This is a genomic window from Methylobacterium sp. Leaf113 (assembly GCF_001423325.1).
Taxonomy (GTDB): domain Bacteria; phylum Pseudomonadota; class Alphaproteobacteria; order Rhizobiales; family Beijerinckiaceae; genus Methylobacterium.
This window is the reverse complement of the sequence record NZ_LMNJ01000045.1, coordinates 117346-133277: the sequence shown is the minus strand read 5'-3', so window position 1 is coordinate 133277 and position 15932 is coordinate 117346. Positions and strand designations below refer to the sequence as shown.

At 68.6% G+C, this 15932-nt stretch carries 15 protein-coding genes; 4 read left to right on the top strand and 11 right to left on the bottom strand.

The annotated features are described in order from the left end of the window. Nucleotides 1–38: 38 nt before the first annotated feature. The 3 genes from ASF60_RS18745 to ASF60_RS24020 form a co-directional block, all read right to left on the bottom strand. Nucleotides 39–794 carry an FAD-binding oxidoreductase gene (locus ASF60_RS18745; protein ID WP_056188574.1) on the bottom strand — a complete coding sequence of 252 codons (756 nt, stop codon included), beginning with the start codon at nucleotides 792–794 and terminating at the stop codon, nucleotides 39–41. Then, a complete protein-coding gene (locus ASF60_RS18740; RefSeq protein WP_056188961.1) occupies nucleotides 754–1359 on the bottom strand; it encodes a sulfite oxidase-like oxidoreductase in 606 nt (201 codons plus the stop codon). Before ASF60_RS18740 ends, ASF60_RS18745 begins: the two co-directional genes overlap by 41 nt. Nucleotides 1360–1435: 76 nt before the next feature. Beyond that, entirely contained in the window at nucleotides 1436–1600 is a 165-nt protein-coding gene (locus tag ASF60_RS24020) for a YqaE/Pmp3 family membrane protein (RefSeq protein WP_082487210.1), read from the bottom strand. Between the two features lie 229 nt (nucleotides 1601–1829). Between ASF60_RS24020 and ASF60_RS18735 the strand changes: the two genes are divergently transcribed. Continuing rightward, nucleotides 1830–2567, top strand: coding sequence for a hypothetical protein (locus ASF60_RS18735; RefSeq protein ID WP_056188958.1), 738 nt, complete (start codon nucleotides 1830–1832; stop codon nucleotides 2565–2567). Nucleotides 2568–2654: 87 nt separating this feature from the next. On the opposite strand, the gene ASF60_RS18730 is transcribed toward ASF60_RS18735, so the two are convergent. The 5 genes from ASF60_RS18730 to ASF60_RS18710 all read right to left on the bottom strand — a co-directional run bounded on the left by ASF60_RS18730 (nucleotide 2655) and on the right by ASF60_RS18710 (nucleotide 10106). Next, a complete protein-coding gene (locus ASF60_RS18730; RefSeq protein ID WP_056188573.1) occupies nucleotides 2655–3968 on the bottom strand; it encodes a DUF4167 domain-containing protein in 1314 nt (437 codons plus the stop codon). 391 nt (nucleotides 3969–4359) lie between these two features. Next, nucleotides 4360–5352 (bottom strand): peptide chain release factor N(5)-glutamine methyltransferase, encoded by a 993-nt coding sequence (gene prmC / locus ASF60_RS18725; protein ID WP_443136781.1) that lies wholly within the window; start codon nucleotides 5350–5352, stop codon nucleotides 4360–4362. A gap of 19 nt (nucleotides 5353–5371) precedes the next feature. Next, entirely contained in the window at nucleotides 5372–6457 is a 1086-nt protein-coding gene (gene prfA, locus ASF60_RS18720) for a peptide chain release factor 1 (protein WP_056188570.1), read from the bottom strand. An 81-nt stretch (nucleotides 6458–6538) separates the two neighbouring features. After that, a complete protein-coding gene (ptsP, locus tag ASF60_RS18715) occupies nucleotides 6539–8803 on the bottom strand; it encodes a phosphoenolpyruvate--protein phosphotransferase (RefSeq protein WP_056188567.1) in 2265 nt (754 codons plus the stop codon). A gap of 67 nt (nucleotides 8804–8870) precedes the next feature. Beyond that, entirely contained in the window at nucleotides 8871–10106 is a 1236-nt protein-coding gene (locus ASF60_RS18710; protein ID WP_056188565.1) for an aspartate kinase, read from the bottom strand. A gap of 259 nt (nucleotides 10107–10365) precedes the next feature. Between ASF60_RS18710 and ubiG the strand changes: the two genes are divergently transcribed. From ubiG to ASF60_RS18695, 3 genes are all read left to right on the top strand, one after another. Further along, the gene (gene ubiG / locus ASF60_RS18705; RefSeq protein WP_056188563.1) at nucleotides 10366–11112 is read left to right on the top strand and encodes a bifunctional 2-polyprenyl-6-hydroxyphenol methylase/3-demethylubiquinol 3-O-methyltransferase UbiG; all 747 of its coding nucleotides are present in this window, start codon (nucleotides 10366–10368) and stop codon (nucleotides 11110–11112) included. Between the two features lie 50 nt (nucleotides 11113–11162). After that, the gene (locus ASF60_RS18700; RefSeq protein ID WP_056188561.1) at nucleotides 11163–11741 is read left to right on the top strand and encodes a YbhB/YbcL family Raf kinase inhibitor-like protein; all 579 of its coding nucleotides are present in this window, start codon (nucleotides 11163–11165) and stop codon (nucleotides 11739–11741) included. A gap of 111 nt (nucleotides 11742–11852) precedes the next feature. Next, nucleotides 11853–12827 (top strand): NADPH:quinone oxidoreductase family protein, encoded by a 975-nt coding sequence (locus tag ASF60_RS18695; protein WP_056188558.1) that lies wholly within the window; start codon nucleotides 11853–11855, stop codon nucleotides 12825–12827. A gap of 369 nt (nucleotides 12828–13196) precedes the next feature. Here the strand turns inward: ASF60_RS18695 and ASF60_RS18690 are convergent, their stop codons facing one another. The 3 genes from ASF60_RS18690 to ASF60_RS18680 form a co-directional block, all read right to left on the bottom strand. Further along, nucleotides 13197–14210, bottom strand: a complete 1014-nt coding sequence (locus ASF60_RS18690; protein WP_056188553.1) for an adenosine kinase — start codon at nucleotides 14208–14210, stop codon at nucleotides 13197–13199. Nucleotides 14211–14302: 92 nt separating this feature from the next. Then, nucleotides 14303–14635 (bottom strand): hypothetical protein, encoded by a 333-nt coding sequence (locus ASF60_RS18685; protein WP_056188551.1) that lies wholly within the window; start codon nucleotides 14633–14635, stop codon nucleotides 14303–14305. 215 nt (nucleotides 14636–14850) lie between these two features. Next, entirely contained in the window at nucleotides 14851–15777 is a 927-nt protein-coding gene (locus ASF60_RS18680) for a sulfite oxidase heme-binding subunit YedZ (RefSeq protein ID WP_056188547.1), read from the bottom strand. Nucleotides 15778–15932 lie beyond the last annotated feature (155 nt).

Sequence of the window (15932 nt, the reverse complement as noted above, 5' to 3'; positions counted from 1 at the left end):
ACAACCGGTCTCGGCTGCCGGACAAGACCATCACGACTTCAGCTGCCGAAGCGCTCGGTCCGGATCAGGCGCGGGTCCACCCCCGCATCGACGAGCAGGTCCGCCGTTCTCCCTACAAAGGCATTGCCGCCGCAGATGTAGATGTGACCGGGCTGTCCCAGCCGCTGGAGCGCTTCGCCGATCATGCCAGCATCGACGCGCCGGCCGCCGGCGCGGGTTAGGGTCAGCATCAGCGCGAAATGCGGTTCGTCCCGGGCGCGTACGGCCAACTCCTCGGCCGCGATCGCCTCAGCCGCGTCGCGCACCGAGTAAAGCAAAAGGGCCGGGACCTCGGGAGCCGCCGCCGCACGGTGGCGCAGCATTGCCAGCAGCGGCACCACGCCGGAACCGCCGCCGACCAGAAGGAGCGGTCCGCCATCCTCCGGCCGCCAGACGAAGGCGCCGCCGATCGGCCCGCGCAGCTCAATCGTGTCGCCGACCTCCGCCACCGTCTCGAAGAAACCCGAGACCTCGCCCTCGGGCAGCCCCTCGATCATCAACTCGATGATGCCGTCCTGGCTCGGCGCCGAGGCGATCGAATAGCTGCGATGGGCCTGATAACCATCCGGAGCGGTCAGGCGCACGTCCACATGCTGCCCGGCCAGCACCGGGCGATCGAAGGCGACCTGAAAGCGATAGCTCTTCACGCGCCCGGTGACGGGCCGGATGGCCGTGAGGATCGCGGACTGCCAGGGGAGGGGGGGCGCGGACGGCTCAATCACCAGTAAAGCGCTGCTCGCGCCAAGGATCGCCATGCATGTGATAGCCGCGCAACTCCCAGAAGCCGCCCTCGTCGCGCTGGGTGAAGCGCAGGCCCTTCACCCACTTGGCGCTCTTCCAGAAATACAGGTGCGGAACCAGCAGACGCGCCGGGCCGCCGTGGTCAGCTGGGATTGGCGCCCCGTCGTAATGGGTCGCGACCATACCTTTGCCTCCGACGAGGTCCCCCACCGGAACGTTGGTGGTGTAGTCGTCGTAGCCCTCGGCCAGCAGGAAGGCTGTCGGCGCGGCGATGCCCGCATCGGCCAGAATGTCGTCGAAGCTGACGCCTTCCCAGGCCGTGTCGAACTTCGACCACTTCGTCACGCAGTGGATGTCGCCGCTCCAGCGTGTGCGCGGAAGGGCGGTGAACGCCTCCCAGGTCCAGGATTTCAGAGGGCGCGAACCCTCGCGCAAGGTGAAGGACCACGTGTCGAGATCGAGACGGGGATTCGGTCCGATCTGCAGGACCGGAAAATCCTCCGTGAGGTACTGCCCCGGGGGCAGGCGCTCCCGAGTTGCCTCCGGGGGCTTTCGCCCGGTGAAGCCGCGTGTGCTCATCCTGCCCTCGCCTCCATCGTTCCGCCGGCTTGGGTACCAACCCGGCGCTCAACCCTGGCGGACGGATACCATCGGCTCAGCGATCACGCAGCACCAGCCACAGGGCATGGATGGTGCCGGGCAGGACGCCCATCAGCGTGAGCAGAATGTTGAGCAGAAACTGCAGGCCGATGCCGGTGGTCATGAGGACCGCGATGGGCGGCAGGAAGATTGCGAGAATGATGCGGACGAGGTTCGACACGGTCGCTCCGAGAACAATGCGGTCGCAGGATCGCGGCCGCGACGGCCCAACCGGAACACGATCGCGGCGGACAGGTTCCCGCTGCGTTGGGACAAGGGCTGGTTTTCCGCCGCGCCGAATACGGATTGCTGCGGTGAATCATCTCCGTTGCTGATGTTCGGACGGCTCTTCGCTATGCCGTGTGGAAACGCGGGCGATCCGCGTGCCGATCGCTTGGCTCGAGATCCCCGTGCTGGTCGAACTGTTTCATCTGCTCGTGACACCCGTTCCCCTGCGCCTTCGGCGGCTGGGATACCTGCGGGAGAGCGTGCTGCTGCTGTCGCGCGGCCGGCGCTGCCACGCTGCCTGGGCGCCCCATCTTGCGGCGTCCCGGGCCGCGATCCTGGATGCCTGCGAGGGCCTAGACCAAACCCGCATCGCCGTCGTTCTCGGGTCGGGGCTGCTCCAGGACGTGCCGATCGCGGATCTGGCCCGCCGCTTTCGTGAGGTCCACCTTGTCGATGCGGTGCATCTGTGGCCGGCGCGCCGCTTGGTCCGAACTTATTCCAACGTCCGGTTGATCACTGCCGACCTGAACGCCGAGCCGGGCCGGGTCGATCCGCTGCCGGCGCTCTGCGGTGGCGCCGAGGTCGACTTCGTGGTGTCCGCCAACCTCCTGTCGCAACTGCCGATCCTGCCGCTCGACCGGCCCGGCCTGTTGCCGCCCGATCTCGGCGGTCGCATCGTCCGGGCGCATCTAGAAGGCCTCGGGCGGTTGCGGGCACGCGTCTGCCTCCTCACCGACATCGAGCAGTTCGAGGAGGACCGGACCGGCCGGATCACCGACCGGATCGATCTTCTGCACGGGGTGCGCCTCGATCCTCCCGACCGGGACTGGATCTGGGAGATCGCGCCCTTTGGCGAGGCCGCGCGCCATCACCGCCTGCGCCATCGGGTTCAGGCCTTCCTGAATTGGCGCACCGCCTGACACGGCGTGCCAGCCCAAACGCAAGAAGCCGCCCGATCGGGGCGGCTTCCTGTGAAGTTTGTCGAAGGTCGCGCGGACGCGCGGGTTTTATTCGGTGACGGACGACGGATCGTCACCGCCGACGCCGCCCTCGGGGGCTTCAGAGCCCTCGAAGCGGGCGCGGCGGCGCCGGCGCGGCTTCGGGGTCGCGGGCGTCCCCTCGTCGGAACCGCCGGGGCCGGTACCAGTGTTCTGGGATTCTGCCGAGGCTGCCGGTTCGGCCGTCCGCTCGACGGCCGGAACGGGACGCGGCGGCGTCATCAGGAAGGCCGGCAGGGCGGCGACGTCCTCGGGATTACCGACCGGTTCACGCTCCTCGCGACGCCGGCTGCGACGCGGCGCGGCATCGTTCGTCCGGCTCGCCCGAGGCGTCTCCTCGCGGCTCGAACTCGGCCGAGCCGCGTCCTGGCCACCGAACTCCGATCGGTTGGCGTCCTGACGCGGGGACTCGTTCACCGGCTGATCGGTTCGCCCGTTTTCGTAGCGAGGCGTTTCGGACCGGACCGGGGCAGGGCGGTTGAAATCCGGGCGCGGCTGATCCTGCCGGCCCGCATCCTGGCGCCCGTAATCCTGACGCGGATTGTCTTGGCGCGCACCGTCCTGGCGGTTCTGATCCGGCCGGAAATCCTGTCGGTTGGAATCCTGTCGGTTGCCGTCCTGACGACCGAAATCGTCACGTCGGTTGTCCTGCCGGTTGGAGTCCTGCCGGTTGTCCTGTCGATTGTTGTAGTCCGGCCGGTTGCCATCGCGCGGGTTGTCGAAGCGCTGGGGGCGGTCGCCTCGATTGGCGAAGCGGTCGCGGCGGTTCTGCCGGTTGTTGTCCGAGCCGGAATCCGGCCGGTTGGAATCCTGTCGATTCGAATCCTGGCGGTTCGCGTCTTGCCGGTTGGATTCCTGCCGGTTGGAATCCTGTCGATTGTAATCCTGGCGGTAATTCTCAGCCCGCGTCTCCTGTCGCACCTCCGGCCGGCCCTCGTAGGCCTGCGGCTGAGGCTGCTGACCCGGATCGCCGTATTCCTCGTTGTAGGAATTGGCACCGTAGCTGGAGGCAGCGTAGCCCTGCGGGGCGGCCTGACCCTCGTCGTCGCCCTCGTCGCCGTCGTCGTCGAAGCCGCGAGCGTAACCGCCCACCTGTTGACGGGTCTGTTCCTGAGCGCCCGAGATGATCCGGAAATAGTGTTCGCCGTGCTGGAAGTAGTTCTCTGCCGCCACCGGGTCGCCACTGGCCTGCGCGTCGCGGGCCAACTGGGCGTACTTGTCTGCGATATGCTGGGCAGTGCCGCGAATCTTGACGTCGGGGCCGTTCGATTCGTAGGAACGCGTAAGCGGATTGGGACCTTTGGGGCGGTTGCGACCGCGCATCCGTCTATTCTGGTTTGGTCTCATCGGTCTCGATTGACCCTCGTTCGTCTCGGAGCGTCTGATGATGCGGCGGGTTCTGGGCGGTCACGACACCGCCTGAGGCAGGCTCGTCGCTGGCGCCGCGTGATCCGGGTCCGATGTGTCCGTGATCGCTTTCGCCGTGCTTTGCCGTCTCTGTCCGTTGACCAAGGCCCGCTCTGAGCGTCCAGGCGTCCTTCGGTTTTCAGGCACGAAGTTGATCAAGCTCCAGCGCGTCGTCCCGCGCGCACCAGCCTGATCGTGGGGAGATCTTCTAAGGGTGTCGCAGACCGAAGCCACAACCCGCCTTACCTCAGTCCATCTTGATGGACCGTTCGCGATCTGCCGGCGAGACTAGCCGTTCGCCGAGAGGTCAACAAGCGTTTTTTGTCCTCTCGCCGGGTGAGAGCTCAGTTTTTCCGATTTTCACACCCTCCCGGCCGGTCCTGACCGTCTCGTCAGGGGTGAAGGTCACCACCCGGGCATGTCCAGCGAGGTCGTGAGTGATCCGCCCAATCCCGAGCCCGGCCTCGCGACCGAGAGTGGCCACCGCGTCCGCCTGGTCGTAGCCGACCTCGAAAACCAGTGCGCCGCCGGCAGCGAGCCCGGCCGGGCCGTCCGTCAGCGCCGCGATGATCGACCGGTAGGCATCGAGCCCGTCCGCCCCCCCGTCAAGCGCCACAGCCGGATCATGCTCACGCACCTCGACGTCGAGGTCCGGGATCGTCGCGCTCGGGATGTAGGGCGGGTTGGAGACGACGAGGTCGAAGGAGCCCGCGAGGGCTGCTGTCCAATCCGCCACCACGAAGGCGGCGCGGGCACCGACGCCGTGCGCCTGCGCATTCGCGCGGGCCTGAAGCAGAGCCGCCCGCGAACGATCGACGCCGATGGCGGTGCTGTTGGGCAGCTCGTTGAGCAACGCCACGAGAATGCAGCCGGAGCCGGTGCCGAGATCGAGGAGACGCAGCGGCGTGCGGCGGTCGGGCTGCAGCGCCAGGGCCGTTTCCACCAGGGTCTCGGTGTCGGCGCGTGGAACCAGTGTCTCGGGGGCGAGCCCGAAGGACAGGCCCCAGAACTCCCAGGCGCCGACGATCCGGGCCACCGGCTCGCCCCCGAGCCGGCGATCCAGAGCAGCCGAGAGTTTGGCCGCATCGTCCGTTCCCAGGGGAGTCCGGCCCCTGAGGACGAGATCGGTCGAGGTCAGGCGCAGCACGTCGAGCAGAAGAAATCGGGCGTCGCTCGCCGCGATGCGTTGAGCGGCGAGCCGGTCGGTCATCACCCGCAGGGCCTCGGTCCGGCTCATGGCCGGATCGAACGGAGGCGCCTCGGCGTCGCCGACCCGTTCCGGCGCGGCCCCTCCCGTCATCGGTCCGATGCAACGGTCATCAGGCCATACCCTCGGCCGCCAGCAACTCGGCCTGATGCTCGGTGACGAGGGCATCCACTAGTTCATCCAGGGCCTCGCCGGCCAGAACTTCCTCCAGCTTGTAGAGGGTCAGGTTGATGCGGTGGTCGGTGACCCGGGCCTGGGGGAAATTGTAGGTGCGGATGCGCTCCGAGCGGTCGCCCGAGCCGACCTGCGATTTGCGGTCGGCGGCGCGAGCGCTGTCCTTGGCGGTCCGCTCGGCGTCGTAGAGCTTCGCGCGCAACAGCGACATCGCACGGGCCCGGTTCTTGTGCTGGGAGCGCTCCTCCTGGACGAAAATCACGATGCCGCTCGGAAGATGCGTGATGCGGATGGCCGATTCCGTCTTGTTGACGTGCTGGCCGCCGGCGCCCTGCGACCGCATCGTATCGATCTTCAGATCCGCATCGTTGACGACGATGTCGACCTCCTCCGCCTCGGGCAGAACGGCCACGGTCGCGGCGGATGTGTGGATGCGCCCCTGCGCTTCGGTGTCCGGCACCCGCTGGACCCGGTGGGCGCCGCTTTCGAACTTCAGGCGGGCGAACACGCCCTTGCCCTTCACCTCGGCGATGACCTCGCGATAGCCGCCGACGGTGCCCTCGCTCTCCGAGATGACCTCGACCTTCCAGCCCTTGGCGTCGGCATACTTGCCGTACATCCGGAACAGGTCACCGGCGAACAGGGCCGCCTCGTCCCCGCCGGTGCCGGCCCGGATTTCCAGGATGGCGCTTTTCTCATCGGCGGAATCCTTCGGCAGCAGGATCAGCTGCAATGCCCGGTAGGCGGTTTCCAACCCGGCCTCGGCCTCCGGCTTCTCGTCGGCGGCGAGCGCCCGCATCTCGGAATCGCCGCCCGGCTCGTCGATCAGCGCCTGGATGTCGGCCAGATTCTGCGCGGCGGCGCGATAGGCGTGGATCGCCGCGACGACGCCCTCCAGTTCGGACAACTCGCGTGACAATTGCACGAAGGTGTCGGAATCCGCCGAGCCGGCGCTCAGCGTGGCCGTCACGATGTCGTGGCGCGTCAGGATCGCGTCGAGGCGTTCTGCAGGAATAGGGGTCATCGCCCGTCGAAAACTCTCACCAGGAACAAGGGCTCGTCGGACCGGAAGCCAGATCGACGACGGGGTCGCGGCACGACCCAGTTAGATAGGAACCCCGTGCGCCTTCGCGAAGGCCGCCAGGGCTGGCCGCAGGGTGGCACCGTCGCCGGCCCGGGCCAGTTCGGTGTGGATCAGGTCGGAGACCGCGTTCACGTCGAGCCCCAGCACCATGGCCTTGACCGGGCCGATGGCGGCCGGAGACATCGAGAGGTGGCGGAAGCCGAGGCCGATCAGCGCCATGGCTTCCAGCGGGCGACCGCCGATCTCTCCGCACACGGTAGCCGGGCAGCCGGCCGCGGCCGCCCGCTCGGCGATGATCCGGAAGGCCCGCATGGCCGGGACGCTCAGGGTGTCGAAGCGGTCCGCGACGCGCCGGTTCTCGCGGTCGACCGCGAACAGGAACTGCATCAGGTCGTTGGATCCGACAGACAGGAAGTCCGCTGCCTTGGCGATCTCGTCGATCTGGAACAGCAGCGAGGGCACCTCCACCATCACGCCGAGCTTGCAGTCGCTCGGCAGGGCGTGGCCGTGGCGGCGCAGATGCGCCTTCTCGCGCTCGACGATGGCCTTGGCGCGGGTGAACTCGTCCACCGTCGCCACCATGGGAAACATGATCTTCAGCGGTCGGCCGCCCGAAGCCTTGAGCAGGGCGCGCAACTGAACCCGCAGCAGGGCCGGGCGGTCGAGGCCGATGCGAATCGCACGCCAGCCCAGGGCCGGATTCTCCTCCTCGAGAGCCGGCATGTAGGGCAGGATCTTGTCGCCGCCGATATCGAGGGTGCGAATGGTCACCGGAAGGTCACCGGTCGCGGCGAACACAGCTTCGTACAGCGTCTGCTGCTCGGCCGCCGACGGCATGCGTTGGGCCACCATGAACTGCAGCTCGGTGCGGAACAGGCCGATGCCGTCCGCGCCGGTCTCGTGCAGATGGGTCAGGTCGATCAGAAGGCCGGCATTGAGCTGCAGGCCGATCTTGGTGCCGTCGAGGGTGACGGCGGGCACGTCGCGCAGCGCCCGGTACTGCTCCTGCCGGCGGGCGCGGAGGCGCACCATCTCGGCATAGGCCGCCTCGATCTCGGGCCCCGGCCGGACCTGGATCTCGCCGGTGGCGCCGTCGACGATGATCGCGTCGCCGGCATCGCACAGGGCCGTGGCGTTGGCGATCTCACCGACCGCCGGAATGCCGAGCGCCCGGGCCACGATGGCGATGTGGCTGGTCGGGCCGCCTTCCTCGAGCACGACGCCCCGCAGGGCCGTGCGGTCGTAGTCGAGCAGGGCTGCCGGCCCCATCGAGCGGGCGACCAGGATCGCGTTCTCGGGCAGCACGCGCTGCGCCCCGTTGCCCTCGGCGCCGATCAGGGTGCGCAACAGGCGGTTGGCGAGGTCGTCGAGATCGTGCAGCCGGTCGCGCAGGTACGGGTCGCTCTGGCGCATCATCCGGGCGCGGTTGTCCGACTGGACGCGCTCGACAGCGGCCTCGGCCGTGAGTCCGGAATGCACGGCTTCGCGCATCCGGCGCAGCCAGCCCTTGTCGTGCGCGAACATGCGCACCGTCTCCAGCACCTCGCGCGATTCCCCCGTGCCGATGCTGTCGCCGCGTTCGACCAGGTCGTCGATGGCCGAGCGGACCTCGCCAATGGCAAGCTCCAGCCGCTCGACCTCGCGCTCGACATTCTCGGCGATGAGCTTCTTGATGACGATGCGTGGCTCATGCAGCACCACGTGCCCGAGGCCGATGCCATCGGCGAGCGCCACGCCGCGCTGGCTCACCGGCCGGCGCGCCGCCGAGCCCGCGCCCGGCGCCAGGGCCTGAAGCTCGCCCGAGGCGATCATCTCCGACAGCACCATGGCGGTGGTCTGGAGCGCTTCGATCTCCTCCTCGGAATAGACCCGGTAGGTCTTGTTCTGAACGACGAGGACGCCGAGCGTGTTGCCGGCGCGCAGGAGCGGCACGCCGAGGAAGGCGTGATAGGCCTCCTCACCCGTTTCCGGTCGATACGAGAAGGCCGGGTGCGACTGCGCGTCGGAGAGCGACAGCGGCTCGGCCGTCTTGGCGATGAGGCCGACGAGGCCCTCGTCCGCCCGCATCCGGGTCAGGTGGACCGCTTCGCGGTTCAGGCCCTCGGTGGCAAACAGTTCGAGGATATTGTCATCGCTGAGCACATAGACCGAGCACACCTCGGCGATCACGTTGGCGGCGATCAGCGTGACGATGCGGTCGAGGCGAGCCTGTGGGCTGACCGGCTCCGCCATCGCTTCGCGGAGGCGGCGCAGAAGCAGGCGCGGGCCTCCGGGCGCAGCGGGCATGGTCTCCTCGATCCGGCTTCGGCCGCGGGCTCCGGTCCGCGCGCAGGCGTGCGCGCGCTCCGGCTCGTCAGGCCTGGTCGAGGCCGTATAGCGAGTGGAGCGTGCGAACGGCAAGCTCCGTATAGGCGGCATCGATGAGGACGGAGAACTTGATCTCCGATGTGGTGATGGCCCGGATGTTGATGCCTTTTTCGGCCAGCGCCCGGAAAGCCTTGGCGGCGACGCCCGCGTGGCTGCGCATTCCGACGCCGATGGCCGAGACCTTCACCACGTCGGTGGCCCCCTCGATCTGGGCGAAGGCGATCACACCGCTCTGCGCGTCGAGGATCTTGCGGGCGCGATCGTAGTCGGCCGAGGGGACCGTGAAGGTCATGTCGGTGGTCGACTGATCTCCCGACACGGTCTGGATGATCATGTCGACGTTGATGTTGGCGTCCGCCAGGGGGCCGAAGATGGCGGCGGCGATGCCGGGGCTGTCCTTCACGCGACGAAGCGTGATCTGCGCCTCGTCCCGGGAAAAGGCGATCCCGGTGATGATCTGCTGTTCCACGATGTCGTCCTCGTCGCAGATGAGGGTGCCGGGCCGGGCATTGTCCGGCGGATCGAAGGAGGAGCGCACCGTGGTCGGCACGCGATGGACCATGGCGAGTTCGACGGAGCGAACCTGCAGGACCTTGGCGCCGAGCGACGCCATCTCGAGCATTTCCTCGAAGGTCACGCGCTCCATGCGCTTTGCCTTCTGCACCACGCGCGGATCGGTGGTGTAGACGCCGTCGACGTCAGTATAGATGTCGCAGCGCTCGGCCCCGATGGCGGCCGCGATGGCGACAGCGCTGGTATCGGAGCCGCCGCGCCCCAGGGTGGTGACCCGGCCGGTGGCCTCGTTCATGCCCTGGAAGCCGGCGATGACCGCGACTTCGCCGCGCTGGAAACCCGCATTGAGGCGCGCGCCGTCGATGCCCTCGATGCGGGCCGAGCCGTGCGCGTCCGAAGTCAGGATCGGAATCTGCCAGCCCTGCCACGAGCGGGCCTGGATACCGATCTTCTGGAGAGCGATGGCCAGGAGCCCGGCGGTGACGAGTTCGCCCGAGGCCACCACGGCGTCGTACTCGGCCTCGTCGTAGATCGAATTGGCGTCCTTGACCCAGGCGACGAGTTCGTTGGTCTTGCCTGACATCGCCGAGACCACGACGGCGACCTCGTATCCGGCTGCGACCTCGCGCGCCACGTGGGCGGCCACGTTGCGGATGCGCTCGACATTGGCGACGGACGTGCCGCCGAACTTCATCACCAGACGGGGCATGTTCTCACCAGATGGAGCCTGTCGCGTCCGCGACGCGTCGCAAGAGCCAGGGGTAGTGGCAAGAGCCAAGGATAGCGGCAGGAGCCAGGGAAAGCGCAACAGCCAGGGATTCGGCCGGTCTCGGGTCGAAATTTCCACGCCCCGTACCGCCTGCCGCGTCGCTTGGCTGCTGTACCGGACAGGGCTTCGGCGGGTACAAGGGCCGCCCGGGCGTGTCAACAAGGGGGTACGCCCACCCCGCACGAGACATGCCGAGACGATGACCGGACCCACAGGCGCCTCCATCGACCGCGACGAGGTCGCCCGCTTCGAGGCCATTGCGGCCACTTGGTGGGACGAGGCCGGCCCGATGCGGGTCCTGCACCGCTTCAACCCGGTCCGCCTCGCTTACGTGCGAGATGCCGCGGCCCGCCATTTCGGGCGCGACCCGAAGGCGCCTTTTCCCCTCGATGGCCTCGCCCTTGTGGATATCGGCTGCGGCGGCGGCGTCCTGTCCGAGCCGCTGGCGCGCCTCGGCGCAACGGTCACGGGCCTCGATCCGGCTCCCACCAACGTCAAGGTGGCCCAGGCCCACGCCGATGCCGAGGGCGTGCCGGTCGATTATCGGGCGCGCACCATCGAGGACGTGGTGGCCGGCGGCGAGCGCTTCGACATCGTGCTCGCCATGGAGGTGGTGGAGCACGTGGTCGATATGCCGGCCTTCGTGGCGCAGGCGGCCCGCGCGGTGAAGCCGGGCGGCCTGCTGTTCGCCGCCACCATCAACAGGACGCTGCGGTCCTACGCTCTGGCCATCGTGGGGGCGGAATACGTCCTCGGCTGGCTGCCGAAGGGCACCCACGACTGGGACAAGTTCGTTCGGCCCGACGAACTCACCCGCGCCGTCGAGGCCGGCGGCCTGCGCGTGACCGACACCACGGGCGTGGTTTTCAACCCGCTCGACGGCTCGTGGCGCCCGAGCCGGGACACCGCAGTCAACTACATGATCGCGGCGCAGCGCCCGGCCTGAACCTTCGGTCTGGCAAGGGGTTGGTCGGCGTATCCGCCGGGAGATCGCCGTTGCTCGAGAAAATTCCGCATGCCGTGGGCGCCGCCCTGTCTGGCCTCAAGGCCGGGCTGGACAGGACCGCCTACCGGACCGATTTCGCCGCGGCGCCGGAGGGCCTGACGCTCACCAGTCCCGCCTTCGACGACGGCGCTGCGATGCCGGCGCGCTTCACCGCGGACGGGGAAGGCACTTCGCCGCCGCTGGCCTGGACCGGCCTGCCCGCCGGCACTGCCCGCGTCGTGCTGCTCGTCGAGGATGCCGGAAGCCCGACGCCGAATCCCCTCGTCCACCTGATCGCCTGGGACCTCGATCCCGATGCGCCGCTATCGGAAGGCGCGGCGAGCCAAGCCGGTTCGCGTCTCGCTCTCGGCAAGAATCTCGAACTTGGCAAGAACAGCTTTCTGAAATCCGGCTGGCTGCCGCCCGATCCGCCCACTGGCCACGGGGCGCACGCCTACCTGTTCCAGGCCTATGCCCTCGACCGGGGGCTGGATCTGCCCCAGCATCCCGGCCGAGGCGCCTTGCTGGAGGCGATGGCGGGAGGCGTGCTTGCCAAGGGCTGCCTGGTGGGAACCTACGAACGCCCCTGACGGCCGCAGTGCCTGCACTATGGATCGCAGTGCCTGCACTTTGGACCGTAGTGCTTGCGCAGGCCGCCGTGTCGGTGCAAGCGCCGATGCGAACATCAGGGAGGTGTGGGCATGAAGGCGCTGCTGTGTACCCGACTCGGGGAACCTGAGGATCTGGAACTCGCCGATCTGCCGGATCCGGTGGCCGGTCCGGGTGAGGCCGTGATCCGCATCACGCTGGCGGCGCTCAACTTCTTCGACACCCTGATCATCGCCGGGCGCTACCAGGTGAAGCCTGAACTCCCGTTCTCTCCCGGCGGCGAGGCCTGCGGCGTGATCGAGGCTTTGGGCGAGGGGGCCGAGGGCTTTTCGGTGGGCGACCGCGTCATCGTCCACCAGAAGTTCGGCACCTGCCGCGCGCGGATCGCCGTCGCCACCCGGCACCTCACCCCCGTGCCGGACGGCGTCTCGGACGAGCAGGCCGCCGGGCTGACCATCACCTACGGGACCTCGCTCCACGCTCTGCGCGACCGCGCCCGGCTTCAGCCCGGCGAGACCCTGGCGGTGCTCGGCGCCTCGGGCGGCGTCGGCCTCGCGGCAGTGGAACTCGGGGCGATCCTGGGCGCTCGCGTCATCGCCTGCGCGTCCTCGCCGGAGAAGCTTGCCGTGGCCGAGGCGCACGGCGCCCCGATGGGCCTCGATTACGCCGCCGACAACCTGCGCGAGGGCCTGCGCCGCCTCACCGATGGGGAGGGGGTCGACGTGATCTATGATCCCATCGGCGGCGACTACGCCGAGCCCGCCCTGCGCTCGCTCGGCTGGAAGGGGCGCTACCTGGTGATCGGGTTCGCTGCCGGTGACATCCCCCGCATTCCCCTCAACCTTGCCCTCCTGAAGGGCATCGACATCCAGGGCGTGCACTGGGGCGTCTTCGTCGAGCGCGAGCCCGAGGCGCATCGGGCCAACCAGGAGCAGTTGCTGGCCTGGGTGGCGGAGGGACGCCTGACCGCCAAGGTCCACGGCGTCTATCCGCTCGCCGAATACGCCGAGGCCCTGGGCATCCTCAAGCGGCGCGAGGCCGTGGGCAAGGTGTTGCTGCGGATGTGAACGGCACGCCTCTTATTCGTCAGTTCTGGCGCCCGTAACTATGCGACCCTACCCAGGGGGCCGCCGCGCGACGCGCGTCCCTCCCGCTTTGACAGGGGGATCGCACAGGCTTGTTCCACGAGCCGGAAAGGCTCGGGAAGCACCCCGTCACCCCGTCACCCCGTCACCCCGGGGCCGCGCAGCGGAGCCCGGGACCCGGGAAGCACTGGTGTTGCAAGGATTGCCACGGTCGGCGGCTCTGGATACCCCACCGTCGGAATCCCTGAATTCCGGGTTCGCCTGCTGCGCCCCGGAATCACGCGCGGTTCAGACGCGTTCTTCTCCGTAACCAGTTGGAGTGAAGAGCCCGCACCCTCGGCTTTCAGCCCCTCAGAGCAGGCCCTGGGCCTTGGCCAGCGCCACCAGGTCGTGTTGGGGCCGGGCGCCGATGTGCTGGATGACCTCGGCGGCAGCCAGCGCACCGAGGCGGGCGCTGGCGACGTGATCGAGGCCGCGGGCATGACCGGCAAGGAAGCCGGCGGCGAACAGGTCTCCGGCGCCGGTGGTGTCGACGAGTTCATGCACCGGGGAGGCGGGGACCGATTGCACGTCGCCGCCCTGGATCACCAGGGCGCCCTCGGCCGAGCGGGTGACGAGGCCGAGCAGGTCCTTGCCGCGCGCGGCGCTCTCGTCGCGCAGCGCCCGGATCGCCGCATCGGCGTCCTCGGTCTCGTACAGGCTCTGCAATTCGGCCATGTTGGCGAACAGAATGTCGACGCTGCCGTCGCGGATCAGGCCCAGGAATTCCTCCCGGTAGCGTCCGACGCAGAAGGCATCCGACAGGGTGAGGGCTGCGGAGTTGCCGGCCTTGTGCGCGATGGTCACGGCCTTGCGGAACGCGTCCTTGGCGGCCGGCGGGTCCCACAGGTAGCCTTCGAGATAGACCACGCGGGCGGATGCCACCGTCGCCTCGTCCACATCGGCCGGGGACAGGCCCTGGCAGGCGCCCAGATAGGTGTTCATGGTGCGCTCGCCATCCGGCGTCACCAGGATGAAGCAGCGGGCGGTGGCCGGCCCGTCGGTGGCGGCGGCGATCGGGAAGCGGACGCCCGTGGCCTTGAGATCGTGGGCGAACAGGCCGCCGAGTTCATCGTCGCGGACCTTGCCGACGAAGCTCGTTCTGGCGCCCAGCATGGCGGCGCCCACCGCCGTGTTGGCGCCGGACCCACCCGACACGATGGTGGCCGGACCCATGGCGGCGAACAGGGACTCGGCCCGCGCCTCGTCGATCAGTTGCATCGCACCCTTGGGCACGCCCTGGGCCGCGAGGAAATCCTCATCGGTCTGGGCGATCAGGTCGACGATGGCATTGCCGAGGACGAGGAGGTCGAGGGATTCGGACATCGGGCCGTCCAGTCTGGCGTGCGGGATAAAAACTGCGCTGCGCTGTGGCATCGCCCCTCGCGGGGGTCAACCCGCGGTCCGACGCCAAGGGTTCACTGGAAAATCTTGACCTCGCACTGGGCGTACTCGTTGCTCGCCTTCACGTAGTTGGTCAGAGCCTGGATATAGGCCTCCAGCTTGGGTCGGAACGCGGCGATCTCGACGTTGTAGGCCTTGATCGCGTCATTGTAGCTGTAGGCTTCCCAGCCCGGGCATCCACCCTTTGCGTCCAGGCAAGGCGGCTTGGCGGGCAGCGTCGGCTTGACCGGACGCATCGCGGTCGACGGGGCCTCCGGCGGCGTGCAGGCCGCCGAAGCCGCATCGCTCATCAGCAGGCACCCGAGCGCGAACGCCCCGAGCGGGCCGCGGCCAATCCACTTGCGCATGCTGGGCGTTCCTTGCGTGTTGCTGGGTCGGTTCATGCCCGCGGGATGACGGGTCGACAAGCGCCACACTGGTAAACGCCTGTGCGCCGAGCCGACGCAACGCGTATCGGACCGGCTCGGCTTGTCATCGAGGGCATCCCGCTGGAACAGACCTGCCGCTGGCAGGAATTTTCGACCGAAACGATCGTCACGCGAAATGCCGGGGCGCTCGGCGCTCAGCCGGCATGCACCGGCCGGCGCGCGGGCATCGCCGCGGCCGGCTCCGCGACCGGACCCGCAGCGGCTTTTCCGGATGCCCCACGCCCCTTGCCGCCCAGGCCCACCCGCACCGCGTTGACCACCGGTACGCACAACCCGAGGGCCAGTACCCACCAAGCCGGTCGGATGGTGTCCGGAACGTCGAGGTTGGCCGAAAGCACCAAGCTCGCTGGAATGCCGCTGGCCGCGCCGTACCAGGCTGCCTCGAGCAGGGCGGTCAGGAGGGCGGCCGCCAGGGCTAGGCCGAGAAGCGTCAGCGGGTTGGTGGGCCACCGGAGCCGCTGCATGGCGCGATGGCCCATCAGCAACAGGAAGGCGCCGGTCCAGAACACCGGGTCGGAGACGTCGATCTTGGCCTGGAGATAATAGTGGATCAGGCCGAGGACAGCGATCGCGTAAACCATCCTGTGAAGGCGCGGCCAAGCCTTGCCGAGCCGGCGAATCATTCCGTCCGTGGAGGTGACGCCGAGCACCACGAGGCCGAGGAGCGCCACGAAGCCGATGGTCAGGTAGATCCGGGTCAGGATCTCCGTGACGACCTTGGTGAGCACGAAGTTCTGATCGACGACGTAGAGCATCAGGTGGATCAGCCCGTAGGCCAGCACGGTCAGCCCGAGCATGCGCCGCACCAGGATCAGCTTCGGCAGGTTCGCCACGCGCCGCAGGGGCGTCACCGCCAGCGACAGCATGAGGAAGCGGACCGCCCATTCGCCGGTGCCGTGCAGCAGGGCGGTGATCGGCTTGGCCCCGAGCGCATCGGCCGCGTAGGCGCCCGCGAGCCAAAGGCCCGGCACCAGGGCGAACAGGAAGGTGAGGAGCTTCAGGCCGGAGACGCGACCGGAGCGGTCGCGCCAGGGCGCGGAGAAGGCGGGCGGGGCTGGCATGGCGATCCGGAATCGTTGATCGGTTGCATGAAGAGATAGGGTCTGGGTGGACCCGGTGAGGCGGCGCGGCGTCGCAGGCAGGCAGGCGGGTCACGGCGATGCGACGGCACCAGGGACTCATTCGCCAGCGGCGCGCGCGGGTTACAGGCTGTGGA

Excerpts from the sequence above, each read along its gene's own strand:
- ASF60_RS18695 (WP_056188558.1), top strand. The coding sequence starts at position 11,853 with ATGAAGGCGCTGCTGTGTACCCGACTCGGGGAACCTGAGGATCTGGAA.
- ASF60_RS18690 (WP_056188553.1), bottom strand. The coding sequence starts at position 14,210 with ATGTCCGAATCCCTCGACCTCCTCGTCCTCGGCAATGCCATCGTCGAC.
- ASF60_RS18730 (WP_056188573.1), bottom strand. The coding sequence starts at position 3,968 with ATGCGCGGTCGCAACCGCCCCAAAGGTCCCAATCCGCTTACGCGTTCC.
- ASF60_RS18740 (WP_056188961.1), bottom strand. The coding sequence starts at position 1,359 with ATGAGCACACGCGGCTTCACCGGGCGAAAGCCCCCGGAGGCAACTCGG.
- ASF60_RS18710 (WP_056188565.1), bottom strand. The coding sequence starts at position 10,106 with ATGCCCCGTCTGGTGATGAAGTTCGGCGGCACGTCCGTCGCCAATGTC.
- ASF60_RS18685 (WP_056188551.1), bottom strand. The coding sequence starts at position 14,635 with ATGCGCAAGTGGATTGGCCGCGGCCCGCTCGGGGCGTTCGCGCTCGGG.
- ASF60_RS18680 (WP_056188547.1), bottom strand. The coding sequence starts at position 15,777 with ATGCCAGCCCCGCCCGCCTTCTCCGCGCCCTGGCGCGACCGCTCCGGT.
- ubiG (WP_056188563.1), top strand. The coding sequence starts at position 10,366 with ATGACCGGACCCACAGGCGCCTCCATCGACCGCGACGAGGTCGCCCGC.
- ptsP (WP_056188567.1), bottom strand. The coding sequence starts at position 8,803 with ATGCCCGCTGCGCCCGGAGGCCCGCGCCTGCTTCTGCGCCGCCTCCGC.
- ASF60_RS18745 (WP_056188574.1), bottom strand. The coding sequence starts at position 794 with ATGGCGATCCTTGGCGCGAGCAGCGCTTTACTGGTGATTGAGCCGTCC.
- prfA (WP_056188570.1), bottom strand. The coding sequence starts at position 6,457 with ATGACCCCTATTCCTGCAGAACGCCTCGACGCGATCCTGACGCGCCAC.
- prmC (WP_443136781.1), bottom strand. The coding sequence starts at position 5,352 with ATGACGGGAGGGGCCGCGCCGGAACGGGTCGGCGACGCCGAGGCGCCT.